22 protein-coding genes are annotated in these 23,144 nt (G+C 62.7%); 7 read left to right on the forward strand and 15 right to left on the reverse strand.

Annotated elements, in window-relative coordinates:
• Positions 1-124: 124 nt before the first annotated feature.
• The 9 genes from msrQ to mrcB all read right to left on the reverse strand — a co-directional run bounded on the left by msrQ (position 125) and on the right by mrcB (position 9,994).
• Positions 125-736 carry a protein-methionine-sulfoxide reductase heme-binding subunit MsrQ gene (msrQ, locus tag F6X59_RS08525; RefSeq protein WP_152955862.1) on the reverse strand — a complete coding sequence of 204 codons (612 nt, stop codon included), beginning with the start codon at positions 734-736 and terminating at the stop codon, positions 125-127.
• On the reverse strand, positions 736-1,749 hold the full coding sequence (msrP, locus tag F6X59_RS08530; protein ID WP_152955863.1) for a protein-methionine-sulfoxide reductase catalytic subunit MsrP: 1,014 nt from the start codon (positions 1,747-1,749) through the stop codon (positions 736-738). The genes msrQ and msrP overlap by 1 nt, the downstream gene beginning before the upstream one ends.
• A 79-nt stretch (positions 1,750-1,828) precedes the next feature.
• The gene (pssA, locus tag F6X59_RS08535; RefSeq protein WP_152955864.1) at positions 1,829-2,671 is read right to left on the reverse strand and encodes a CDP-diacylglycerol--serine O-phosphatidyltransferase; all 843 of its coding nucleotides are present in this window, start codon (positions 2,669-2,671) and stop codon (positions 1,829-1,831) included.
• A 150-nt stretch (positions 2,672-2,821) separates the two neighbouring features.
• Positions 2,822-3,838 carry a ketol-acid reductoisomerase gene (ilvC, locus tag F6X59_RS08540; protein WP_003250043.1) on the reverse strand — a complete coding sequence of 339 codons (1,017 nt, stop codon included), beginning with the start codon at positions 3,836-3,838 and terminating at the stop codon, positions 2,822-2,824.
• A 56-nt stretch (positions 3,839-3,894) separates the two neighbouring features.
• Positions 3,895-4,386 carry an acetolactate synthase small subunit gene (gene ilvN, locus F6X59_RS08545; protein WP_003250040.1) on the reverse strand — a complete coding sequence of 164 codons (492 nt, stop codon included), beginning with the start codon at positions 4,384-4,386 and terminating at the stop codon, positions 3,895-3,897.
• A gap of 1 nt (position 4,387) precedes the next feature.
• Positions 4,388-6,112 (reverse strand): acetolactate synthase 3 large subunit, encoded by a 1,725-nt coding sequence (locus tag F6X59_RS08550; protein WP_372240335.1) that lies wholly within the window; start codon positions 6,110-6,112, stop codon positions 4,388-4,390.
• A gap of 408 nt (positions 6,113-6,520) precedes the next feature.
• Positions 6,521-6,853, reverse strand: a complete 333-nt coding sequence (locus tag F6X59_RS08555) for a YqcC family protein (RefSeq protein ID WP_152955866.1) — start codon at positions 6,851-6,853, stop codon at positions 6,521-6,523.
• Positions 6,853-7,656, reverse strand: a complete 804-nt coding sequence (locus F6X59_RS08560) for a tetratricopeptide repeat protein (RefSeq protein ID WP_152955867.1) — start codon at positions 7,654-7,656, stop codon at positions 6,853-6,855. Before F6X59_RS08560 ends, F6X59_RS08555 begins: the two co-directional genes overlap by 1 nt.
• A gap of 16 nt (positions 7,657-7,672) precedes the next feature.
• Positions 7,673-9,994, reverse strand: a complete 2,322-nt coding sequence (gene mrcB / locus F6X59_RS08565; protein ID WP_152955868.1) for a penicillin-binding protein 1B — start codon at positions 9,992-9,994, stop codon at positions 7,673-7,675.
• Between the two features lie 117 nt (positions 9,995-10,111).
• Here mrcB and F6X59_RS08570 point away from each other — a divergent pair, with 117 nt between their 5' ends.
• Entirely contained in the window at positions 10,112-11,674 is a 1,563-nt protein-coding gene (locus F6X59_RS08570; RefSeq protein ID WP_346652441.1) for a bifunctional aminoglycoside phosphotransferase/ATP-binding protein, read from the forward strand.
• Between the two features lie 185 nt (positions 11,675-11,859).
• Positions 11,860-12,135 (forward strand): TfoX/Sxy family protein, encoded by a 276-nt coding sequence (locus F6X59_RS08575; protein ID WP_152955870.1) that lies wholly within the window; start codon positions 11,860-11,862, stop codon positions 12,133-12,135.
• A gap of 200 nt (positions 12,136-12,335) precedes the next feature.
• Here F6X59_RS08575 and F6X59_RS08580 read toward each other — a convergent pair whose 3' ends face one another.
• Genes F6X59_RS08580 through F6X59_RS08595 form a run of 4 tightly spaced genes read right to left on the reverse strand, consistent with a single transcriptional unit; the run spans position 12,336 to position 15,912 of the window.
• Positions 12,336-13,223 carry a ChaN family lipoprotein gene (locus tag F6X59_RS08580; protein WP_152955871.1) on the reverse strand — a complete coding sequence of 296 codons (888 nt, stop codon included), beginning with the start codon at positions 13,221-13,223 and terminating at the stop codon, positions 12,336-12,338.
• A gap of 12 nt (positions 13,224-13,235) precedes the next feature.
• Positions 13,236-14,003 carry a heme ABC transporter ATP-binding protein gene (locus F6X59_RS08585; RefSeq protein ID WP_152955872.1) on the reverse strand — a complete coding sequence of 256 codons (768 nt, stop codon included), beginning with the start codon at positions 14,001-14,003 and terminating at the stop codon, positions 13,236-13,238.
• Positions 14,003-14,986, reverse strand: coding sequence for an iron ABC transporter permease (locus F6X59_RS08590; RefSeq protein WP_178120057.1), 984 nt, complete (start codon positions 14,984-14,986; stop codon positions 14,003-14,005). The genes F6X59_RS08585 and F6X59_RS08590 overlap by 1 nt, the downstream gene beginning before the upstream one ends.
• A 50-nt stretch (positions 14,987-15,036) precedes the next feature.
• Complete coding sequence (locus tag F6X59_RS08595) at positions 15,037-15,912, reverse strand: hemin ABC transporter substrate-binding protein (protein WP_152955874.1); 876 nt, start codon at positions 15,910-15,912, stop codon at positions 15,037-15,039.
• Positions 15,913-16,060: 148 nt separating this feature from the next.
• Between F6X59_RS08595 and F6X59_RS08600 the strand changes: the two genes are divergently transcribed.
• Complete coding sequence (locus F6X59_RS08600; RefSeq protein WP_152955875.1) at positions 16,061-16,378, forward strand: Rieske (2Fe-2S) protein; 318 nt, start codon at positions 16,061-16,063, stop codon at positions 16,376-16,378.
• Here the strand turns inward: F6X59_RS08600 and sfsA are convergent.
• A complete protein-coding gene (sfsA, locus tag F6X59_RS08605) occupies positions 16,368-17,081 on the reverse strand; it encodes a DNA/RNA nuclease SfsA (RefSeq protein WP_152955876.1) in 714 nt (237 codons plus the stop codon). The genes F6X59_RS08600 and sfsA overlap by 11 nt on opposite strands.
• Entirely contained in the window at positions 17,082-18,254 is a 1,173-nt protein-coding gene (locus F6X59_RS08610) for a pyridoxal phosphate-dependent aminotransferase (RefSeq protein ID WP_152955877.1), read from the reverse strand.
• Between the two features lie 210 nt (positions 18,255-18,464).
• Between F6X59_RS08610 and dksA the strand changes: the two genes are divergently transcribed.
• The 4 genes from dksA (at position 18,465) to F6X59_RS08630 (ending at position 23,144) form a co-directional block, all read left to right on the forward strand.
• Positions 18,465-18,911, forward strand: a complete 447-nt coding sequence (dksA, locus tag F6X59_RS08615) for an RNA polymerase-binding protein DksA (RefSeq protein WP_152955878.1) — start codon at positions 18,465-18,467, stop codon at positions 18,909-18,911.
• 63 nt (positions 18,912-18,974) lie between these two features.
• Complete coding sequence (gene gluQRS, locus F6X59_RS08620; protein ID WP_152955879.1) at positions 18,975-19,862, forward strand: tRNA glutamyl-Q(34) synthetase GluQRS; 888 nt, start codon at positions 18,975-18,977, stop codon at positions 19,860-19,862.
• Positions 19,863-20,008: 146 nt separating this feature from the next.
• Positions 20,009-20,185: a hypothetical protein gene (locus tag F6X59_RS08625; protein WP_003250005.1), complete on the forward strand. Its 177-nt coding sequence runs from the start codon at positions 20,009-20,011 to the stop codon at positions 20,183-20,185.
• Entirely contained in the window at positions 20,169-23,144 is a 2,976-nt protein-coding gene (locus F6X59_RS08630) for a sensor histidine kinase (RefSeq protein WP_178120056.1), read from the forward strand. The genes F6X59_RS08625 and F6X59_RS08630 overlap by 17 nt, the downstream gene beginning before the upstream one ends.

The following is a 23,144-nucleotide window of genomic DNA, read 5'->3' on the forward strand; positions in this document are numbered from 1 at the left end:
TGTCGCTGGAAGTGGGGCGCATTATAAGGGGATTCGAAAGGCCGTCAACCTTTAATTTCAATAAATTGAAATATAAGAGGAAAAGACCGCGTCAGGGCCACCAGGTGCTCGCCAGCCCCCACCCTCAAACCGCCCTCCCCTGCCTCCGAGCAAGCCTCGGAAGCACCCGCGAAACCACAGGAACCCGCATCAACATGAGCACAGCACCAACGCCTGCATAAACAGCCCACTCCCTCAGATCCGAGCGAACGATCCACAGGAAGTGCAGCAGCCCCAGACCAAGCACCCCATAAACCAGCCTGTGCAGCTTCTTCCACCGCGCGCCCAGTCGCCGCTGGCTATATCGATTCGAGGTAACCGCCAGCACCAGCAACCCGAGAAAGCCGAGCGCACCGACAATAATGTAAGGCCGCTTGCGCAGCTCAACTGCCAACTGCCCCCAATCCAACCCAAGGATAAAGAACAGGTAGGCCAAGATGTGCAGCACGATATAGGCAAACACCCACAACCCCAGCTGTCGCCGCACCACGATCCAGCCCGACCACCCCGTGACTTTCTGCAGTGGCGTCATGCTCAAGGTAACCAGCAGGAAGGTCAGCGCCCCAAGCCCAAGGCGGTCCATCATGATCTTCCCGGGGTCCGGCCCCAGCAGGCTCATTGCGGCCTCATACAACCACCACACGGGGAAGAAACAGCCCACGACAAAGATGCCCAGACGCAACCAGGGATAGCGCATCAATAGTTCTTCCTCAGATCGAGACCGGTATACAGCGACGCCACTTCATCGGCGTAGCCATTGAACATCTGTGTCTGCCGCACATTGGGGCTGAACAGCCCGCTGGGCAAGCGCCGCTCGCGCGCCTGAGTCCAGCGCGGATGGTCAACGGTCGGATTCACATTGGCATAGAAGCCATACTCATCGGGTGCCAGCCCCTGCCAGGTAGTCTCCGGCTGCTCGGCCACCAGGCTGATTCGCACGATAGACTTGATACTCTTGAAGCCGTACTTCCAAGGCACCACCAGACGCAACGGTGCACCATTCTGGTTAGGCAGCTCCCGGCCATACATCCCTACGGCCAGAATCGCCAGCGGATGCATCGCCTCATCCAGGCGCAAGCCTTCTCTATATGGCCAGTCGATCAAGGCAAAGCCTGAACGCTGCCCGGGCATGTGCTGCGGATCCTTCAGCGTCTCGAAACGGACATAGCGTGCCCTCGAAGTCGGCTCGACCTGTTTGAGCACCTGCGCCAAGGGAAAACCCAGCCAGGGAATGACCATCGACCACGCCTCGACACAGCGCAGCCGGTAGATGCGTTCTTCAAGTTGATAGGGTTTGACGAAGTCTTCCAGTGCATAGCGCCCTGGCTTGCCCACCTCGCCATCCACCACGACCGACCAAGGCTCGGTTTTCAAGCTGCCGCCATTGGCGGCCGGGTCGCCCTTGTCGGGCCCGAACTCGTAGAAGTTGTTGTAGTGAGTGGCATCCTTGAACGGCGTGATCGCCTCGTCCTTGACCGTCACCGCCTGCCAGCGAGCGGCAGCGAGCTTGTCAGTGAACCAGCCTGGCGCAGCGCCGGGCGCCACATCGGCATAGCGCGACACATCAGCCGCGCTCGCCCCGCCGGGCAACGCGCCCAGGGCCAGACCGGCCAGCGAGCCACCGAGCAAAGTACGACGGGAAAGGTAGATACCTTCGGGGGTGATCTCCGCTGCCTTGCAGTCGGAAGACCTGGGAAGCTTGAAGAGCATGGTCGGCTCCATAGCACTGGATATCGGATGTACCAGTAAGACTATGGAGCCGGAGGGTTATTCCAGCATTAAATCATTATCACGCTTTGCGCCGACGACCGCGCAGCAGGAACTGGATCGGCCCCGATGCCGCATAGGCGAGGAATATCAGCAGCAAGATGCGCGGTGGGTCGCTGAACACCACGGCAAACACCAGCACCACCGCGAGGATTGCCACGAACGGCACGCGCCCCTTGAGGTCCAGCTCCTTGAAGCTGTTGTACTTGATGTTGCTGACCATCAGCATGCCGGCAGCGGCAACCAGCAGTGCCACCAGGAACGACAGCTTCGAACCCTGGATGCCGTAGTCGCTGAATGCCCAGACGGTCCCGGCGACCACACCGGCGGCGGCCGGGCTGGCCAGGCCAATGAAGTAGCGCTTGTCGGCAGTGCCGACCTGGGTATTGAAACGCGCCAGGCGCAGCGCAGCACCCGCTACATAGATGAAAGCGACCATCCAGCCGACCTTGCCCATGTCACCCAGCGCCCAGCCGAAGGCCAGCAAGGCCGGGGCCACGCCAAAGGCGACCATGTCCGACAGCGAGTCGTACTCGGCACCGAAGGCGCTCTGGGTATTGGTCATGCGCGCCACACGGCCGTCGAGGCCGTCGAGCACCATGGCCACGAAGATCGCAATGGCGGCGAAGGCGAAATACTTGCTCGCCTCGCGCGGGTCGCCAGCGCTCTGCGCACTCATGGAGCTGATGATGGAATAGAAACCGGCAAACAGGTTGGCGGTGGTGAACAGGTTAGGCAGCAGATAGATGCCGCGATGACGCACCTTGCGCCCTTCGGCGTCATGCCCTTCTTCAATGTGCTCATCGACAGGTAGCAGGCTTTCGGCGTCGGAGGGCTTGTTCGGCTCTTCGGGACGTTCGCTCATGGAGGGTACCTTGCAACAGGATGGAAAATGTTCGACACGGGCCCGCGAAACAGGTTCTGACGGCGAGCCACTGGTCTGCTTTATACCAGAAGCTGACTGTCAGAACGAAAAAACGCGGCCGAAGCCGCGTTTTTCATCTTTCGATAAGACTTAGTTCTTGGTCTTGTCGACGATTTTGTTAGCCGAAATCCAAGGCATCATCGAACGCAGCTGCTCGCCGATGATTTCGATGCCGTGAGCGGCGTTGTTACGGCGCTTGGCAGTCATCGATGGGTAGTTGGTAGCACCTTCGGAGATGAACATCTTCGCGTACTCGCCGTCCTGGATGCGCTTCAGAGCGTTGCGCATGGCCTTGCGGGATTCTTCGTTGATGACTTCCGGACCGGTGACGTACTCACCGTACTCGGCATTGTTGGAGATCGAGTAGTTCATGTTGGCGATGCCGCCTTCGTACATGAGGTCAACGATCAGCTTCAGCTCGTGCAGGCACTCGAAGTAGGCCATTTCTGGCGCGTAGCCAGCTTCGACCAGGGTTTCGAAACCGGCTTTGACCAGCTCGACGGTACCGCCGCACAGAACAGCCTGCTCACCGAACAGGTCGGTTTCGGTCTCGTCCTTGAAGGTGGTTTCGATGATGCCGGTACGGCCGCCGCCTACGCCCGAAGCGTAAGACAGAGCGACGTTCTTGGCGTTGCCGGAAGCGTCCTGGTAGATGGCGATCAGGTCAGGGATGCCGCCGCCTTTGACGAACTCGGAGCGAACGGTGTGGCCCGGGGCCTTCGGCGCGATCATGATCACGTCGAGGTCGGCACGCGGAACAACCTGGTTGTAGTGAATCGAGAAGCCGTGGGAGAAGGCCAGGGTAGCGCCCTTCTTGATGTTCGGCTCGATTTCGTTCTTGTACAGAGCGCCCTGGAACTCGTCCGGGGTCAGGATCATGACCAGGTCGGCAGCAGCGACGGCGGTAGCCACGTCGGCAACTTTCAGGCCGTGGGCTTCAGCCTTGGCAACGGTTGCCGAACCTTTACGCAGACCGACGGTAACGTCTACACCGGAGTCCTTCAGGTTGCACGCTTGAGCGTGGCCCTGGGAACCGTAACCGATGATGGCGACTTTCTTACCTTGGATGATGGAAAGGTCGCAGTCTTTATCGTAGAAAACTTTCATGAAAATACCCCTGGTTATATCTCGGCCCCCTGCGGAGCCATCGCTAATTTTTGAATTTAGATGCTGAGCACTTTGTCGCCACGGGCAATGCCGGTAACGCCGCTGCGCACGGTTTCGAGAATCGATGCGGTGCCGATCGCCTGGATGAAGCTGTCCAGTTTGTCGCTGGTGCCGCTCAGCTGCACGGTGTACACGCTGGCGGTCACATCGACGATCTGGCCACGGAAGATATCCGTGGTGCGCTTGATCTCGGCGCGCTGGGCACCGGTGGCCTTGACCTTGACCAGCATCAGTTCACGCTCGATGTGAGCGCTTTCCGACAGGTCGACAAGCTTTACCACTTCGACCAGTTTGTTCAGGTTCTTGGTGATCTGTTCGATCACTTCGTCATGGCCAACGGTGGTCAGCGTCAGACGCGACAGGGTCGGGTCTTCGGTCGGCGCCACGGTCAGGCTTTCAATGTTGTAGTTGCGCTGGGAGAACAGGCCGACCACACGGGACAGAGCACCGGGTTCGTTTTCCAGCAGCAGGGAAATGATGTGCCGCATATCAGGTACGCTCCGTCTTGCTCAGCCACATATCACGCATCGAGCCATCCTTGATCTGCATCGGATAGACGTGCTCGCTGCGGTCGATCGCGATGTCGATGAACACCAGGCGGTCCTTCATCGCAAACGCTTCTTCCAGCTTCGGCTTGAGATCCTTCAGGCTGGTGATGCGGATACCGACATGGCCATAGGCCTCGGCCAACTTGATGAAATCAGGCAGCGACTCGACGTACGAGTGCGAGTGACGACCGTTGTAGGCCATGTCCTGCCATTGGCGGACCATACCCAACACACCGTTGTTCAGGTTGACGATCTTCACCGGCAGGCCGTACTGCATGCAGGTGGACAGCTCCTGGATGTTCATCTGGATGCTGCCTTCGCCGGTCACACAGGCAACGTCCTGGTCCGGGAAGTTGAGCTTGACGCCCATCGCCGCCGGGAAGCCGAAGCCCATGGTGCCCAGGCCACCGGAGTTGATCCAGCGGTTCGGCTTGTTGAAGCGGTAGTACTGCGCCGCGAACATCTGGTGCTGGCCAACGTCGGAGGTGACGAAGGCATCGCCATGGGTCACTTCGCACAGGGTCTCGATGACTTTTTGCGGCTTGATGACGTTGCCGTCGCCCTTGTCGTAAGGGAACAGTTCGCCATTGCCACGCCACTCGTCGATCTGCTTCCACCAGGCATCCAGCGCCACCTTGTCAGGCTGCTCGCCGATTTCCTTGAGGATGCCGAGCATTTCGCTGAGCACGCTGTCGACCGGGCCGACGATCGGCACGTCGGCCTTGATCATCTTGGAGATCGACGCCGGGTCGATGTCGACATGGATGATCTTGGCGTTCGGGCAGAACTTGGCCGGGCCATTGACCACGCGGTCGTCGAAACGCGCGCCGACAGCGAAGATCACGTCGGCATTGTGCATGGCCATGTTGGCGGTGTAGCTGCCGTGCATGCCGAGCATGCCGAGGAACTGACGGTCGGTACCCGGGAAGCCACCCAGCCCCATCAGGGTATTGGTGACTGGCAGGTTCAGCGACTTGGCGATTTCGGTCAGGGCTTCGGAGCCACCACCGAGGATCACGCCGCCACCGGCGTAGACGATCGGACGCTTGGCGGCCAGGAGCATCTCGGCAGCCTTGCGGATCTGGCCGGAGTGACCGCGCACAGCCGGGCTGTACGAGCGCAGCTTGACCTTCTTCGGATAGACGTACTCGAACTTCTCGGCCGGATTGGTCATATCTTTTGGAATGTCGACCACGACCGGGCCTGGGCGACCGGATTGCGCCAGGTAGAAGGCTTTCTTGAGTACTTCAGGGATCTCGGTCGGGTTCTTGATCATGAAGCTGTGCTTCACGATCGGCCGCGAGATACCGATCATGTCGGTTTCCTGGAAGGCATCGGTACCTACCATGGTGCTAGGCACCTGGCCGGACAGGATGACCATCGGAATCGAATCCATGTAGGCGGTGGCAATGCCGGTAATGGCATTGGTCGCGCCTGGGCCGGAGGTTACCAGCACCACACCGGCCTTGCCGGTGGCGCGGGCGTAGCCGTCCGCCATATGGGTTGCCGCCTGCTCGTGACGAACCAGGATGTGTTCCACTTCCGGTTCTTTGAACAGTGCGTCGTAAACATGAAGGAGAGCACCACCAGGGTACCCGTAGATGTGCTTAACGCCTTCGTCACGCAAGAAGCGGACGACCATTTCAGCGCCAGATAAAAGCTCCACGTTGTTCACCTCTAAAACGCCAGAATACCGCCCTCACTGGGCGGGTCTTAATAGGTTTACTGCCAAGCAGAGCATGAGCGAACGTTCAGCACTGACTGAGCAAGTATTGGGAGCACCCCAGAGTGTTGCGGGGTTTTCCCACCCAGCGCGAGGTAACGCGTTGCGGGGTGTAACAGGCGGCGCGGGTATGCGCCTCATGATCTGCTTAGCGGGTCTGCTTCTGGCAGTCCCTCTACAGCGGAATCTGGATTCTTGTGATTTGGCGCCTACAAGTCAAGAAAAATTATTGCCAATTTTTCCCCAAGATGAATTCCTGCCACCACTAAAAACCGAGTCAGCAGCAGAATAAATAAGATTTCCATAAAAAAGGGCCACAATCTGCGGCCCTTGAAGGAAAAACTGAAGAAATCAGGCGGAAGGAGCGATCAATTGATCGAATGCTGCCAACAGCCGGCGCAGCTCGCGACTTTCTTCCGGACGATCGGTGAACACGGTTTCCGCCATCACCAGGATGCTTGAGGCATTGGGCAGCGGGTGGCCGAGCTCGATGATGATCTTCATGCGCGGCAGGAAGATCCACTGCAACCACTGCTCGAAGCTGAGCGTGTCGACCGCGAACGGCACGGTACTGGCCAGCGCTTCGTCACTGGGCGGCGCGTCATCCCACCAACCCTGCACCTGCAGCTCACGCTCGATGAGCAGCAGGTGGTCGGCGATATCGAGAATGCGTTGCTCGACCATCACGAGTTGACCCGCGCTTTCTGCCGCGCCAGGGCGGCACCGGCGCTGTCACCTTGCTTCTCACGGGCCTGGGCGATGGTGTTCCACAGCTCGGCCTGCAGGTCGGGGCGACCATTGGCGTAGGTCAGCGCACGGCGGGCCAGTTGCTCGGCCTGTGGTGCGTCGCCTTGCGACAGGCGTACCTGCGCCAGACGGAACAGTACCTGCGGCTCGCGCGGGGCGATGCGCTGGGCACGCTCCAGGCTCGACGCGGCACCATTGTAGTCACCGCTGCCCTGCTGCGACTGGGCAGTGGTCAGCAAAGCCAGTACCGGGCCGTCGAGCTGTTCATCGGCCGAGAGGCCACCGGAAGCCGCGTTGCTACGCGGAATGCCGGTCGGTGCGCTGGCAGCGACCGGCGCGTTGCTCATCGAAGCAATGTCGAACGGTTCGTCGGCGATCGGGTTGGGATTGGTGGTCATCGGTGCCGAAGTGACCGGGCCCGACGTGACAGGGCCTGGCGTGATCGGGCCGGTACTGATCGGCGCCGCGCCATTGCCCGCCGGGAAGGTCTGGATGCCAGCGGCACCCGCACCTTGCGGAATCATCACGGTCACACCCGAGTCCTCGGGCAGCGACTGTGCCTGCGCGGTGCCGTTGCTCATGCCCGCAGCCGAACGGTGGGCCTGGACGCGCTCACTATTGGACACCCGGGTGCTCGAGTCCACTACCGGAATGTTGCCTCGCGGCACGCTGGAACAACCCTGGAGCACCACCAGCGCCGTCACGGCAGGAAACAGCCACTTATTCAATTCACACCTCATCAATGCTGCATTGGGCTCAGTTCATCCAGCCCTTGACCCAGTCCATGACCGACTCTACGGGATTCTGCTCGCCGCCACAGGTTGCGCCGGCGGGCGGTTCACTGCCGCGAATATACGGCATCTGCACGGCTCCCGGACAGCTTCTGTCGGAGCCATGGCCGCTGTACGGATCAATCCACGCCTGCACCACGTTGTCGGGCTGCGGCATGTCCAACGGCAGCGGGTCGGCCTTCTTCATGAAGCTGGTCCAGACCTGCAGGGCGCCGGTGGCACCGGTAAATGGCGTCTTGCCGTTGTCGTCACGGCCCATCCACACCACCGCCAGCAGGTCCTGGCTGAAGCCGGAGAACCAGCTGTCGCGTGAATCGTTACTGGTGCCGGTCTTGCCCGCCAGGGTCAGCGAGCTTGGCAGCACGTTGTAGACCGAGCGGCCGGTACCCTCGCGCATCACCCGCTGCATGGCGTTCTGCACCAGGTAGATGGAACCCGGGTCGAAGGTCTGCTGGATCTGGAACGGGTAGCGCTTGAGCGGCTCGCCTTCGGCGGTGAGCACGCTGCGGATGCCGCGCATCGGCGTGTTGAAGCCACCGTTGGCGATGGTCTGGTACATGGTCGCGACCTGCATTGGCGACATGCCGCCAGCGCCCAGCAGCATCGCCGGGAAGGCTGGCCAGTCGACGTTGACGCCGAGGCGGCCAATGGTCTTGATCACATTCGGCACACCCACTTCCAGGCCGAGCTTGGCGGTCGACAGGTTCAGCGAGTTGGCCAGGCCCTGGTACAGGTAGATCGTACCGTGCGAACGCCGGTCATAGTTTTGCGGGCGCCATACCTGGCCGTCGGCACCCTTGACCGAGAACGGTTCGTCCTGCACCCAGGTGGTCAGGGTGTACTTGCTTGGCTGCTCCAGCGCGGTCAGGTAGACCGCCGGCTTGACCAGCGAGCCGATCGGCCGCACGGCGTCGATGGCACGGTTGAAACCGGCAAAGCCGGACTGGCGGCTGCCGATCAATGCCTGCACTTCGCCGGTTTCCGGGTTGGTCACGACCATCGCCGATTCCACCTCGTCGGCACCTTTGCGCCCGGCCAGGCGTTTGAAGGTTTCGGCCATGGAGGTTTCGGCCTTCATCTGCAGGATCGGGTCGAAGCTGGTGAAGATGCGCAGGCCTTCTTCGGTCAAGTCTTCGTCGCGGTAGTCCTGGCGCAGCTGGCGCTTGACCAGGTCAAGGAACGCCGGGAACGAACTGTCGGCAAGGCTGCCGCGCTTGGTCACGCCCAGCGGCATCTTCTTCGCCGCATCGACTTCCGCCTGGCTGGCCACGCCCTGCTCGGCCACCAGGTCGAGGACCAGGTTACGCCGCGCCAGCGCACGGTCAGGGTAACGCCGCGGGTTGTAGTAGGACGGCCCCTTGACCATGCCTACCAGCAAGGCGATCTGGTGCAGTTTCAGCTCCGAAAGCGGCTGGCTGAAGAAGAACTGGCTGGCCAGGCCGAAGCCATGCACCGCGCGCTGGCCATCCTGGCCGACGAACACTTCGTTGAGGTAGGCTTCGAGGATTTCGCGCTTGTCGTAGTGCATCTCCAGCAGCACGGCCATCATCGCTTCAGTCAGCTTGCGGCTGAGGCTACGTTCGCTGGTCAGGTAGAAGTTCTTCACCAACTGCTGGGTCAGGGTACTGCCGCCCTGGCGCATCGAGCCTGCCGAGGTGTTGACCCACATGGCCCGGGCGATGGACTTGGGCGACACGCCGAAGTGGCTGTAGAAGTCCCGGTCCTCGGTGGCTACCAGGGTTTCGAGCAGGTATGGCGGCACCTGGTCGATCTTGATCAGGATGCGGTCTTCGAGGTTTTTCGGGTAGATACCACCGATCATCAGCGGTTCAAGGCGCACCACGTCAAGCTTCTTGCCATTGGCACCGGCAAGGTCTGCCACGTAGTCGCCGGAGAAGCGCACACGCACGAACTGCGCAGGCTCCATGCCCTCGTAGAACTGGAAGCCACGGGTATTGAGGTCGACGGTATTGCCGTTGATCGCCGCCGCACCCGGGCCGCTGGCTGCGCTTTCACGCCGGTAGCCGAGGGCATCGAGCTCGGTGAGGAAGTCGTTCTTGCTCAGTTTCTGGCCGCTGAACAGCTCCAGCGGCCGGGCATACACCTTGGCCGGGATGGTCCAGCGCTTGCCGGAGAACTTCTCCTGAACGATGGCATCAAGGTAAACCGCGAAGCCGGCGACGATCACCAGGCCGACCAGGCTGAGCTTCAAGGCCCAGCCCAGCCAGGCGCGCGAGCGGCCGGTCGGGCGTTTCTGAGGGGTACGGGGATTTCGGGTTCGAGTCATGGCGGCGGATTATACGCACTTTATAAAGGGTAGGCAGGCGCCCTCTGGCGGTAGGCAGGGACGGCACCATTGACCATAATGGCGCTTTCGAATTCCCTGACGCCGGAAGGATTTCCCGTGAGCCAAGCCTTGATCAACGCGTTGCAGAACCCTGCCCTGTTCCCTCACCCCGTGGACGGGTTCCAACTCATCGAGACGCACATCTCATGGGTCCTGCTCACTGGCGAGTACGCCTACAAGATCAAGAAGCCGATGAACTTCGGCTTCCTCGACTTCACCAGCCTGGGCCAGCGCCAGCATTTCTGTAACGAAGAACTGCGCCTGAACCAGCGCCTGACCGAAGGGCTGTATCTTGAAGTCCTGCCGATCACCGGCAGTGCCGAAGCACCACAGATCGGTGGTGACGGCGAAGCGATCGAATATGTGCTGAAGATGCGCCAGTTCCCTCAGGGCCAGATGCTCAACACCCTGCAGGCCAATGGCGAGCTGAACACCGGCCACATCGACCAGATGGCCCGGCAGATTGCCGAGTTCCACCTGCAAGCGCCGAAAGTGTCGCCGGAGCATCCGCTGGGCACCCCGGAGAGCGTGATGGCTCCGGTCGAACAGAACTTCGAGCAGATCCGCCCGTTCCTCAGCGAAAAAGCCGACCTGCAGCAACTGGACAACCTGCAGGCCTGGGCGCGCAGCAGCTTCGAGCGCCTGCATGGCCTGCTGCAGGCGCGCAAGGCCAATGGTTTCATCCGCGAATGCCACGGTGACATTCACCTGGGCAACGCCACCCTGATCGACGGCAAGGTGGTGATCTTCGACTGCATCGAGTTCAATGAGCCGTTCCGCCTGACCGACGTCTACGCCGACGTCGGCTTCCTGGCCATGGACCTGGAAGACCGTGGCCTCAAGTGCCTGGCCCGTCGCTTCATCAGCCAGTACCTGGAGCTGACCGGCGACTACGCAGGCCTGGAACTGCTGAACTTCTACAAGGCCTACCGCGCACTGGTACGGGCCAAGGTCGCCCTGTTCAGCCTGTCGGCCGATGCCGATGCCGTGCAGCGCGCCACCACCCTGCGCACCTACCGCAACTACGCCAACCTGGCGGAAAGCTACAGCGCCATCCCTTCCCGCCTGCTGGCCATTACCCACGGCGTTTCGGCAGTGGGCAAAAGCCACGTGGCCATGCGCCTGGTCGAAGCGCTGGGCGCGGTTCGCGTGCGCTCGGATGTAGAACGCAAGCGCCTGTTCGGTGAACAGACGCAACAGAATGCGGGTCAGCTCGCTGCCGGCATCTATGACCAGGACGCCAGCGTGGCGACCTATCAGCGCCTGCATGAGCTGGCAGCGACGATCTTGCGCGCCGGCTTCCCGGTGGTGCTCGATGCCACCTACCTCAAGGCTGAGCAGCGCCATGCCGCCGCAGCCGTGGCCAGCGAGACTGGCGTGCCGTTCCTGATCCTCGACTGCCATGCCCCGGAAGCGGTAATCGCCAGCTGGCTGGAGCAGCGCCAGGCCGAGAACAGCGACCCCTCGGATGCCACACTGGAGGTGGTCAAGGCCCAGCAGGCCAGCCGTGAACCACTGGATGCCCAGGAGCGGGTACACAGCACCCGCATCGATACCCAGGAAGCCAGCGGCATGGACCAGGTGATCGAGCAGATTCGCCAGCGTCTGCCTGGCCTGTAAGTTCACCGTTTCCTGTTGTCAGCCTCTTCGCGGGCACGCCCGCGAAGAGGCCGGTACAGGCCGCCACTGTCAGCTCGTCGTCCCCGATGGCAAAAGGCCGCGCATTTCCCAACCCCCGCTACACTCCTCTCTGACCTGCTCGCGATTTATCCCCTAGACCCGTTCAGCCATCGCAAGGAGGCTCGATGAACGATGAATTGCAGCACCTGAAGAATCTTGGCAAGACCTCTGCGCAGTGGTTGCACGCGGCCGGTATCCACAGTGCATCGGACTTGCGCCGGCTGGGCGCGGTGGGTGCCTACCAAGCGGTGAAAACACGAGGTTTCCGGGCGTCGAAGGTGCTGTTGTACGCCATTGAAGGTGCATTGCTGGACATGCACTGGAACGATTTGCCAGCCGAACGCAAGGAAGCGCTCAATCAACAACTCGATGCGAAATGCCCTGTACCCAAAAAAAACTGAAATAAGCGCACGAAGGGGATTGACGCGGTAATGAGAATCGTTATGATTACCACAACTGGTCGCGAGACTGGTTGGATAAGCTAAGAGCCCCTGGTTCGGACTCTCAGATTATCTCCTCATCAGGCTAATCACGGTTATTGACCCGGCATTTTGCCGGGTCTTTTTTTGCCCGCAGGTTTACCCCGCCAGATGCGTGAGCGCTATTGGCGCAACTGGGCACAGTAGTCCTGCTCCGGCATCGCCGCGGTGTACCAGACATAGTCGGCCATCCCGGTCTCGACCTGCTCGCCCACCTCGGCCAGTAGCACCACCTTGCTCTCGCCTGTCGCGCCCAGATCGGCGAGGTGCAAAGGCACCCCCAGGTCTTTGCGCACATGGTACGCACCAGCAAGCAGCAATGCCGGCTGCGGCGCCGCCAGCAGCCGTTCGGCAATACGCCGATCCCGTTGTTGTTGCACGGCCAGCATCGCTGGCAGCTGGCTTTCCGGCAGCAGGCCACAATGCCCCTGCTTTACCTGCTCGAGCAGTGCCGCCTTCACCGCTGGCGCATTGGACCGGGTTCCCGACAGCGCCGTCGGGTGCCGATAGGCCTGGCGCATTTCGCTGGGTGACAGGTTGGCCGCCAGCAGCGGCACAGGGTATTGCAAGGCCTCTCGCACGATAGGGCCGTAAAGCTGCCAGTCCCAGCCGTCTTCCCAGGCCAGGGCCTTGGGCAGGTCCTGTGGCAAATGCGCCTGGCCCGCGAGTGCATCGACGCGGGCCTGCTGCTCGGGTTGCAACATTTCCAGCAGCAGGCTGCCCTGCGCCCGGCGTTGCTGCAACGCACGCAGCAACCACAGCTGCAAGGCGTGATGATCCGGGTTGTCATGCTTCTCGCCGACCAACACCCGCGGCGCAGCGGCCAGGGCCTCGATCAGCTGCTCAGGGCTGATCACCTGCCCGCTGGCCAGATCGTGAATATGCCCCAGTTCGGCGTTATCCCGCCCTTCGCTGCTCTGCCAGGCCGGCAGAGGCGGCAGGCTGGCCTGGCAGCCCCCCAACGCCAGCGCCAGGCAGAGTAATGAACCGCACAGCAAAGGGTGACCCATGGGCAGTGCCTCCTAACGGGTAATGATCAACGGGTGGCCCCGTTCCGGGTGCGCCTGCACCAGCACTTCGATCCCGAACACGGCCTTGAGTGAGGCAGGCGTCAGTACCTCCGGTGGTGCGGCCAGGGCATGGCAACGCCCACTTTCAAGGAGCAGGATGCGATCACAGTAGCGCGCTGCCAGGTTCAGGTCATGCAGGATCACCAGTACCGCTGCACCCCGGTCGGCGAAGCTGCGCACAGCCTCCAGCGTCGTATGCTGGTGCAAAGGGTCGAGCATGGAGGTCGGTTCGTCGAGCAACAGCGTGGCACCCTGTTCACCCGGCCACAGCTGGGCCAGAACTCGAGCCAGATGCACACGTTGGCGCTCGCCACCGGACAGCGCCAGGTAACTGCGCTCGACCAGATGCCAGGCATCGGCGGCACGCAACGCTGCCTCGACAATCTCCCGGTCACGCTGCCGACCACTGCCATGGGGCAGCCGCCCCATGCCGACCACTTCTTCGACACGGAAGGCAAAGCCCAGGCTGGATACCTGTGGCAACACTGCCAGGCGCTGTGCCCGCGCCTGGCCCGGCCATTCGGCCAGGGCTTTGCCCTGCAAGGTCACCTGCCCGTGGCTTGGCGTGAGCTCACCGCACAAGGCCCCCAGCAGGCTGCTCTTGCCCGCGCCATTGGGCCCCAGCACACCCAGTACCTGGCCAGGCAGCAGCTGCAGGTTGATGCCATGCAGCACTTCATTGCTGCCTCGGCGCAAATGAAGGTTTTGCACTTCGAGCATCAATTACGCCCTCGAACCAGCAAAAACAGGAAGAACGGAGCCCCGATGAAAGCGGTCACGATGCCAATGGGCAATTCAGCCGGCGCCAACACCAGGCGCGCCACCAGGTCGGCGAACAATAGCAAGGTCCCCCCCGCCAACAGCGAGGCTGGCAACAATACCCTGTGGTCGGGGCCAGCCAACAACCGCACCAGATGCGGCACCACCAGGCCAACGAAACCGATGAGGCCCGCTGCGGCAACTGCGGCGCCAACCCCCAAAGCCGTACAGAACACCAGCTCACGCTTGAGCCGCTCCACCTCGATGCCCAGGTGCCGCGCTTCCGACTCACCGAGCAGTAATGCATTGAGCGCCTGAGCCCGGCGCGGCAGCCACAGCGCAACCCCCGCCGTCACCAGCAACAAAGGCCAGAGCCGCTCGTAACTGGCGCCATTGAGGCTGCCCAGATTCCAGAAAGTCAGCGTGCGCAGCGTGGCGTCATCGGCCAGGTAGGTGAACAGCCCCACCGCCGAGCCGCCCAGCGCTGTCAGCGCAATACCGGCCAACAGCATGGTGGCGACGTTGGTCTGACCATCGCGCCGTCCCAACCGGTACACCAGTGCCGTAACGCCCAACCCGCCGATGAAGGCGCAGGCCGACAGCAGGTACGGGCCAAACCATTCCGGGATGCCCCCTAGCCAGCTGCCGCCGACAATCGCCACCGCCGCCCCCAGTGCCGCGCCACTGGCGACGCCGACCAAGCCAGGGTCCGCCAGCGGGTTGCGGAACAGCCCCTGCATGGCCACACCGCAAAGCGCCAGCACAGCGCCCACTGCCAGCCCCAGCAGCGTGCGGGGCATGCGGATCTGGCCAAGGATCATGTCGGCCTGTTCCAGGCCCCCCGGGGCAATTGGCAGCCCGAGCAAACGCAGGCCGGCGCGCAAGGTGTCCCATAGCGGCAGGCTGACCGGCCCCAAGGCCAGCGACAGCCAGACGGCCAGCAGGCACAACAATGTCAGGCAAACAAAAAGCGTCCGCGGCTGGATGCGTTGTTTCATTGGGCAGCGCTTGGCGGGTAGAACGCAGCCGCCAGTTCCTGCAAGGCGGTTGGCAGGCGCGGGCCAAGGCCACCCACCAGCAATGTCGGGTCGAGCGACACCAGGCGCTTGTCGCGCACGGCACGGGAAGCGGCCAGCGCCGGATTTTCCTTGAGCAACGCCTGCAGCGCCTGCTCGCCGCTCAACGCACGATCAGAGAACACCACGACATCCGGGTCGAGCGCCGCCAGCGCCTCGTTGGAGAAGTTCTTGTAGCCTTGGTGCCCGGCCAGGTTGCGCGCCCCCGCCTGGCGCAGCACCCAGTCACCTGCGGTACCCTGCCCGGCAATCAGCGGCTTGGCGCCCGCATGCCCAACCAGCAGCAACACCCCAGGTGCCTTGTGATTTTGCTGAGCCTGCTTGACCTGCAATTGCAGCGCTGCGAGTTGCTGGTGATAGCGCGCCGCCAACTGTGCGGCTTTCTCCTCAGCGCCCAGCAAGGTCCCCAGGTGCCTGAGGTTCTCGTCCACGGCAGCCAGATCGGCCTGGCTGGAGAACAACTCGACCCGCACCCCCGCTTTGCGCACCTGCGCCAGCACGGGCGGCGGCCCCATCTCTTCGGTGCCCACCAGTACATCCGGGCGCAGGCTGAGAATGCCCTCGGCCGACAACTGCCGCTGATAACCGACACTCGGCAAGGCCTTCAGCGATTCGGGGTGCTGGCTGGTGGTATCGACGCCCACCAGGCGTGGCTCGCCGCCCAGTTCACTGATCCACTCGCTCAGTGCCCCGCCAGCGCTGACCCAGCGCTGCGGCAATTCGGCGGCCAAGGCCTGGGTGGAAGCAACGAAAGCTGCGCACAGGGCGAGCAAGGCAGCGGGAAGGCGCATCATCGGATTCCTTCTGAAGGAGGGCCGCACGCCTTGTGGCGGGCGGCGGAACTGCGCACCATAGGCGGGCGGCGCAGCAAATGCGGGCAATTTGATAATTATTCGCATTGACGCGTCAAGCCATCACTTTGTTTCACGAGCCTTCCCTGCAATGCATTATCTCTGTCCTTCCACGGCCCTGGCCGAGGGCCACAGCCGCGCCTTCAGCGTAGACGGCATCGACCTGTTCGGTGTGCGCCGCCAAGGCCAGGTGTACCTGTACCGCAACCGCTGCCCTCACCGCGGCATCCCGCTGAACTGGGCGCAAGACGCCTTTCTCGACGACAGCGCCAGCCTGATCCACTGCGCCCATCATGGCGCACTGTTTCTGATGGAGAGTGGTGAGTGCGTGGCCGGCCCCTGCGAAGGCGAAATGCTGCAGGCCCTGGACTGCCATGAAGACAGCCAGGGGATCTGGCTCAAGGGTTGAGCAGCACCGGCAGCGGGCGGTCGATGACGATTTGCTCGCTATCCAGGCGTACGCCGTAGGCCAGCACCTCGACCCCATCTGCCACCGCAGCGCGCAAGGCGTTGGCATAAGCGAGGTCGATTTCATCGGCAGGGCGTACCGCCGCGATGCCGGTAAGGTTCACGCAGTACAGCTGCACCGCGCGAATGCCCTGACGGGCCAAGGCCGCCAGCTCGCGCAAGTGCTTGGCGCCACGCTGGGTCACGGCATCCGGGAACGCCGCCACGGCGGTATCCGGATAACCCAGGGTCACGCTCTTGACCTCGACATAGGCCGGCCCGCCGGCAAATTCCAGGCGAAAATCCACCCGGCTGCGTTCTTCGCCGTAGGCCACTTCACGCTTCAACGCGGTAAAACCAGCCAGTTCGTGGATCAACCCGGCGCGCAGTGCCTCTTCAACCAGTGCATTGGCACGCCCGGTATTGATGCAGGCCAGGCGGCCCTGGGGCGTTTCGCTGATTTCCCAGGTGCCTGGCAGCTTGCGCTTGGGGTCGTTGGAGCGGCTGAACCACACCTGCCCGCCCTCGCGCATGCAGTTGAGCATGGAACCGGTGTTCGGGCAGTGGATGGTCAGTTGCTCGCCACTGGTCAGCTCGATGTCAGCCAGGAAGCGCTTGTAGCGACGCAGCAGGCGCCCCTGCTCAAGTTGGGGAAAGAACACCATTCAGCCCTGCCAGCTCCGCAGCCCACGGGCAATGCGCTCGACCGCCTGTTCCAGGCGCGGCAGGCTCTGGGTATAGGCAAACCGCACATGGTGGCCGGCCAGGTGGCGGCCGAAGTCCAGGCCCGGGGTGAAGGCCAGGTGCTCGGTTTCGAGGAAGTGCTGGCAGAAGGCAAAGGCATCGCCACCGAACGCGCTGATGTCGGCATACAGGTAGAACGCCCCCTGCGGCTCGACGGCAATGCGGAAGCCCAGTTCACGCAGGGCCGGCAACAGGTAGTCGCGGCGGCGGGCGAATTCGGCACGGCGCTCTTCGAAAATCGCCAGCGTCTCTGGCTGGAAACAGGCCAGCGCCGCATGCTGGGCCATGCTCGGGGCACTGATGTAGAGGTTCTGCGCCAGCTTCTCGAGGTCGGTCACGGCATTGGGTGGCGCCACCAGCCAGCCAAGCCGCCAGCCGGTCATGCCGAAATACTTGGAAAAACTATTAAGGACGAACGCCGAGTCGTCCACTTCCAGCACACTCGGCGCATCCATGCCATAGGTCAGGCCGTGGTAGATCTCGTCCACCACCAGGTGCCCATGGCGCTCACGGGTGGCCTTGGACAGGCTGGCCAGCTCGTCGCGGCCCAGCACGGTACCCGTCGGGTTGGCTGGCGAGGCGACCAGGGCGCCGACGCTGTCCTTGTCCCAGTACCGCTCGACCAGGTCGGCAGTCAGCTGGTAGTTGACCTCCGGCCCCACCGGCACCAGTTGCGCGCCGCCCTCGACCAGGCGCAGGAAGTGGCGGTTGCACGGGTAACCCGGGTCGGCCAGCAACCAGTGCTTGCCGGGGTCGACCAACAGGCTGCTGGCCAGCAGCAGCGCCCCGGAACCGCCCGGCGTGACAAGAATCCGCTCAGGGTCGATCTGCAGGCCGTAACGTTGGCCATAGAAGCCCGCGATGGCCTCGCGCAGTGCTGGCAGCCCGCGGGCGGCGGTATAGCGGGTATGCCCGGCAGCCAATGCGGCCTGCCCGGCAGCGACGATCGGTGCGGCGGTGGTGAAGTCCGGCTCGCCGATTTCGAGGTGGATCACATCATGGCCGGCCGCTTGCAGCTCGTTGGCCCGCGCCAGCAAGGCCATGACGTGGAAGGGTTCGATGGCGCGGCTGCGCGCACTGTAGGTGTGGGCCATGACCTTCTCTCAATTGGGTCTAAACTGTTGATTCTACCTTTGCACGGCAGCGAACGTGAGGCGCGTGCCGCTGTCAACAGCTAGGGTCGGGCGGGGTAGCGCACCCCCGATCTATCTGGTAAGTTCGGCGGCTCGCAGTCGCAGGGCCGGCGGGTGCCGGAGATGGAGCAGCCTGCGCATTGGATCAGATGAGTGAGAGGCGGTCTATTCATGTCCACCGTAGAAAAGCAAAAAACCGGTCAGACCATGTACGGTGTCGAGCCCTATAAAGAGACCAAGGGCGAAGAGTACATGGGCGAGCCCATGAAAAAGCACTTCACCAAGCTTCTCGGGGCCTGGAAGCAAGAGCTCATGACCAGTGTGGACCGCACTGTGGACCACATGAAGGACGAGGCAGCCAACTTCCCCGACCCGGCCGACCGCGCCAGCCAGGAAGAAGAGTTCGCCCTGGAGCTGCGCAACCGCGATCGCGAGCGCAAGCTGATCAAAAAGATCGACAAGACCCTGCAGAAGATCCAGGACAACGATTACGGCTGGTGTGAGTCCTGCGGTATCGAGATCGGCCTGCGCCGTCTGGAAGCCCGCCCGACCGCCGACCTGTGCTTCGACTGCAAGGAAATCTCGGAGAAAAAGGAAAAGACCGTCGGCAAAGGCTGACTCTTCCTCTATCCGAATGGGGCGCATCATGCGCCCCGTTTCATTTATATGCCCGGCAATGCCATGAAAGACTCCCGTTACATCGGACGCTTCGCCCCTACTCCGAGCGGTTTCCTGCACTTCGGCTCGCTGGTCGCCGCCCTGGCCTCGTGGCTCGACGCTCGCGCGGTAGACGGCCGCTGGCTGCTGCGCATGGAAGACACCGACCCGCCCCGGGAAATGCCAGGGGCTCGCGACGCGATCCTGCAGACCCTCGAACGCTACGGCCTGGAATGGGATGGCCAAGTGGTTTATCAAAGCCAGCGCCACGAAGCCTATGCCGCTGTGGTCGACCGCCTGTTCAGCATGGGCCTGGCCTACGCCTGTACCTGCTCGCGCAAGCAGCTGGAGGGGCACAACGGCATTTACCCAGGCTTTTGCCGCAACGCCGGGCATGCCCGTGAAGGTGCGGCGATCCGGCTGCGGGTGCCAGAACTGACCTACCGCTTCACTGACCGGGTGCAGGGCGAGTTCCAGCAGCACCTGGGGCGCGAAGTGGGCGATTTCGTCATCCAGCGCCGTGATGGGCTGTATGCCTATCAACTGGCGGTGGTGCTGGACGATGCCTGGCAAGGCATCACCGACATCGTGCGCGGCGCCGACCTGCTCGACAACACGCCGCGCCAACTGTACCTGCAGGAGTTGCTGGGCTTTTCGCAACCGCGTTACCTGCATATTCCACTGATCGTGCAACCGGATGGGCACAAGCTGGGCAAGTCGTACCGTTCACCGCCGTTGCAGGCGGAGCATGCGACGCCGCTGTTGTTGAGAGCGTTGCGGGCATTGGGCCAGGAAGCAGACCCGGAGTTACTGCTGGCGACCCCTGCTGAAGTGCTGGCGATTGCCCGCAAGCAGTGGCGGCCGGACGCGATTGCGCAGCGGGCCACGGTGCCAGAGGCCGATTTGTTGTGAGGCCGGCACAGGCAACACACCTCTAAAAATCAAAAGCCCAACAAATTCAAACCCTTGGCGAACCCTATGGATTCCCGCTAGCATCCCCCCAGCCATTTGCGCCAATAATAAGTCCAAGCCCGCAGCGCCCAACCATCGAGGCCAGCATGTACATCTATCGTTTGGTCCTGCTTCTGGTCGTGGGGATCTACCTGTTCTCCCCGGCCATCATGGACTGGTGGATCGAACCGACCGGTGCCTGGTACCGCCCCTACCTGCTCTGGCTGATCCTGATCGTCGTCACCTTCATCCTGCAGAGCCAACGAGATGCCGATGAGCTTTAGCCTGACCCAGATGATCCTGATCAGCGCCGCGTACCTCATGGTGCTGTTCGGCGTGGCCTGGATCAGCGAGCGTGGGCTGATCCCGCGTTCCATCATTCGCCACCCACTGACCTACACCCTGTCGCTTGGCGTCTACGCCAGTGCCTGGGCTTTCTATGGTTCGGTGGGCCTGGCCTATCAATACGGTTACGGCTTCCTCGCCTGTTACCTGGGGGTGTCCGGTGCCTTCCTGCTGGCGCCGGTGCTGCTGTATCCGATCCTCAAGATCACCCGCACCTACCAGTTGTCGTCACTGGCCGACCTGCTGGCGTTCCGCTTTCGCAGCACCTGGGCCGGCGCACTGACCACCGTCATCATGCTGATCGGCGTGCTGCCCTTGCTGGCCCTGCAGATCCAGGCGGTGGCGGACTCGATCAGCATCCTCACCGGCGAACCGGTCAAGGCCCGGGTGGCCTTTGCCTTCTGTACGCTGATCATCCTGTTCACCATCTTCTTCGGCTCGCGCCACATCGCCACCCGTGAGAAGCACGAAGGCCTGGTGTTCGCCATCGCCTTCGAATCGGTGATCAAGCTGCTGGCCCTGGGCGGCATCGGCCTGTACGCGCTGTATGGCGTGTTCGGCGGCCCGCACCAGCTGGAAGTGTGGCTGCTGCAGAACCAGACTGCCCTGGCGGCATTGCACACACCGCTGCAGGAAGGGCCATGGCGCACGCTGCTGCTGGTGTTCTTCGCCTCGGCCATCGTCATGCCGCACATGTACCACATGGCCTTCACCGAAAACCTCAACCCGCGCTCGCTGGTCAGCGCCAGCTGGGGCCTGCCGCTGTTCCTGCTGCTGATGAGCCTGGCTGTACCGCTGGTGCTGTGGGCCGGCCTGCGCCTGGGCGCCAGCACCAACCCCGAGTACTTCACCCTGGGCCTGGGGATCGCCGCCAACAACCAGGCGCTGGCCTTGCTGGCCTACGTTGGCGGGCTTGCGTCCGCCAGCGGGCTGATCATCGTCACCACCCTGGCGCTGTCGGGCATGGCCCTCAACCACCTGGTGCTGCCGCTGTACCAGCCACCGGCCGAAGGCAATATCTACCGCTGGCTGAAATGGACCCGCCGGGCGCTGATCGTCGCCATCATCACGGCCGGTTTCGTCTTCTACCTGACCCAGAACAACCACCAGAGCCTGGCCAACCTGGGCATCGTCGCCTTCGTCGCCACCTTGCAGTTCCTGCCAGGTGTGCTGTCGGTGCTGTACTGGCCGACCGCCAACCGCCGCGGCTTCATCGCCGGGCTGCTGGCCGGGACCGTGGTGTGGCTGGTGACCATGTTGCTGCCGCTGCTGGGCAACCTGCAGGGCTTCTACATCCCGCTGCTGGACATGATCTATGTGCTCGATGACACCAGCTGGCACATGGCGGCCATCGCTTCGCTGGCAGCCAATGTTCTGCTGTTTACGCTGATTTCACTGTTCACCAATGCCAGCAGCGAAGAAGTCAGCGCGGCCGAAGCCTGCGCCGTGGATAACGTGCGCCGGCCACAGCGCCGCGAGCTGCATGCCGCATCGCCACAGGAATTCGCCACCCAGCTGGCCAAGCCGCTGGGCGCCAAGGCGGCGCAAAAGGAAGTTGAACAGGCCCTGCGCGACCTCTACCTGCCGTTCGACGAGCGCCGCCCCTATGCCTTGCGCCGCCTGCGTGACCGTATCGAGGCCAACCTCTCTGGCCTGATGGGGCCGAGTGTGGCCCAGGACATGGTCGAGACCTTCCTGCCATACAAGTCCGGTAACGAGAACTACGTTACCGAGGACATCCACTTCATCGAAAGCCGCCTGGAAGACTACCACTCGCGCCTCACCGGCCTGGCCGCCGAACTCGACGCCCTGCGCCGCTACCACCGCCAGACCCTGCAGGAGCTGCCCATGGGCGTCTGCTCGCTGGCCAAGGACCAGGAAATCCTCATGTGGAACAAGGCCATGGAAGAGCTGACCGGCATCGCTGCCAAGCACGTGGTCGGCTCGCGCCTGATGACCATTGACGAGCCCTGGCGCGGCCTGTTGCAAGGCTTCATCAACGTGCCCGACGAGCACCTGCACAAGCAGCGCCTGGCGCTGGACGGCCAGCCGCGCTGGCTGAACCTGCACAAGGCGGCCATCGACGAGCCCCTGGCGCCCGGTAACAGCGGCCTGGTGCTACTGGTCGAAGACCTCACCGAAACCCAGGCCCTGGAAGACAAGCTGGTGCATTCCGAGCGCCTGGCCAGCATCGGCCGCCTGGCGGCCGGCGTGGCTCACGAAATCGGCAACCCGATCACCGGCATCGCCTGCCTGGCGCAGAACCTGCGCGAGGAGCGCGAAGGCGATGGCGAAATCATCGAGCTGTCCAGCCAGATCCTCGAACAGACCAAGCGCGTGTCGCGCATCGTCCAGTCGCTGATGAGCTTCGCCCACGCTGGCGGCAGCCATCAGAACAGCGAAGAACCGGTATGCCTGGCCGAGGTGGCGCAAGACGCCATCGGTCTGCTGGCATTGAACCGGCGCAACTTCGAAGTACAGTTCTTCAACCTCTGCGACCCGGACCATTGGGCCGAGGGGGATCCACAGCGCCTTGCCCAGGTGCTGATCAACCTGCTCTCCAACGCCCGCGACGCATCAAAGCCCGGCAGCGCCGTGCGGGTGCGCAGCGAAGTCAGCGAGCACACCGTCGACCTGATCGTCGAGGACGAAGGCAGCGGGATCCCGAAGAACATCATGGACCGCCTGTTCGAACCGTTCTTCACCACCAAGGACCCGGGCGAAGGAACCGGACTGGGGCTCGCTCTGGTCTATTCCATCGTGGAAGAGCATTATGGGCAAATCACCATCGACAGCCCGGCCGACATCGAACGGCAACGTGGCACCCGGATCCGCGTGACCCTGCCCCGGCATGTCGTAGCGACGTCCCCTGAAATTCGAGACCGTCGAGAGAATTGA

The sequence above is a fragment of the Pseudomonas sp. MN1F genome (genome assembly GCF_009391885.1).
Classification (GTDB): domain Bacteria; phylum Pseudomonadota; class Gammaproteobacteria; order Pseudomonadales; family Pseudomonadaceae; genus Aquipseudomonas.

Excerpts from the sequence above, each read along its gene's own strand:
- F6X59_RS08560 (WP_152955867.1), bottom strand. The coding sequence starts at position 7,656 with ATGAGGTGTGAATTGAATAAGTGGCTGTTTCCTGCCGTGACGGCGCTG.
- F6X59_RS08575 (WP_152955870.1), top strand. The coding sequence starts at position 11,860 with ATGAACGATGAATTGCAGCACCTGAAGAATCTTGGCAAGACCTCTGCG.
- F6X59_RS08630 (WP_178120056.1), top strand. The coding sequence starts at position 20,169 with ATGCCGATGAGCTTTAGCCTGACCCAGATGATCCTGATCAGCGCCGCG.
- msrP (WP_152955863.1), bottom strand. The coding sequence starts at position 1,749 with ATGCTCTTCAAGCTTCCCAGGTCTTCCGACTGCAAGGCAGCGGAGATC.
- mrcB (WP_152955868.1), bottom strand. The coding sequence starts at position 9,994 with ATGACTCGAACCCGAAATCCCCGTACCCCTCAGAAACGCCCGACCGGC.
- F6X59_RS08595 (WP_152955874.1), bottom strand. The coding sequence starts at position 15,912 with ATGATGCGCCTTCCCGCTGCCTTGCTCGCCCTGTGCGCAGCTTTCGTT.
- ilvN (WP_003250040.1), bottom strand. The coding sequence starts at position 4,386 with ATGCGGCACATCATTTCCCTGCTGCTGGAAAACGAACCCGGTGCTCTG.
- F6X59_RS08625 (WP_003250005.1), top strand. The coding sequence starts at position 20,009 with ATGTACATCTATCGTTTGGTCCTGCTTCTGGTCGTGGGGATCTACCTG.
- dksA (WP_152955878.1), top strand. The coding sequence starts at position 18,465 with ATGTCCACCGTAGAAAAGCAAAAAACCGGTCAGACCATGTACGGTGTC.
- gluQRS (WP_152955879.1), top strand. The coding sequence starts at position 18,975 with ATGAAAGACTCCCGTTACATCGGACGCTTCGCCCCTACTCCGAGCGGT.
- F6X59_RS08580 (WP_152955871.1), bottom strand. The coding sequence starts at position 13,223 with ATGGGTCACCCTTTGCTGTGCGGTTCATTACTCTGCCTGGCGCTGGCG.
- sfsA (WP_152955876.1), bottom strand. The coding sequence starts at position 17,081 with ATGGTGTTCTTTCCCCAACTTGAGCAGGGGCGCCTGCTGCGTCGCTAC.
- F6X59_RS08555 (WP_152955866.1), bottom strand. The coding sequence starts at position 6,853 with ATGGTCGAGCAACGCATTCTCGATATCGCCGACCACCTGCTGCTCATC.
- F6X59_RS08585 (WP_152955872.1), bottom strand. The coding sequence starts at position 14,003 with ATGCTCGAAGTGCAAAACCTTCATTTGCGCCGAGGCAGCAATGAAGTG.
- pssA (WP_152955864.1), bottom strand. The coding sequence starts at position 2,671 with ATGAGCGAACGTCCCGAAGAGCCGAACAAGCCCTCCGACGCCGAAAGC.
- F6X59_RS08600 (WP_152955875.1), top strand. The coding sequence starts at position 16,061 with ATGCATTATCTCTGTCCTTCCACGGCCCTGGCCGAGGGCCACAGCCGC.
- ilvC (WP_003250043.1), bottom strand. The coding sequence starts at position 3,838 with ATGAAAGTTTTCTACGATAAAGACTGCGACCTTTCCATCATCCAAGGT.
- msrQ (WP_152955862.1), bottom strand. The coding sequence starts at position 736 with ATGCGCTATCCCTGGTTGCGTCTGGGCATCTTTGTCGTGGGCTGTTTC.
- F6X59_RS08610 (WP_152955877.1), bottom strand. The coding sequence starts at position 18,254 with ATGGCCCACACCTACAGTGCGCGCAGCCGCGCCATCGAACCCTTCCAC.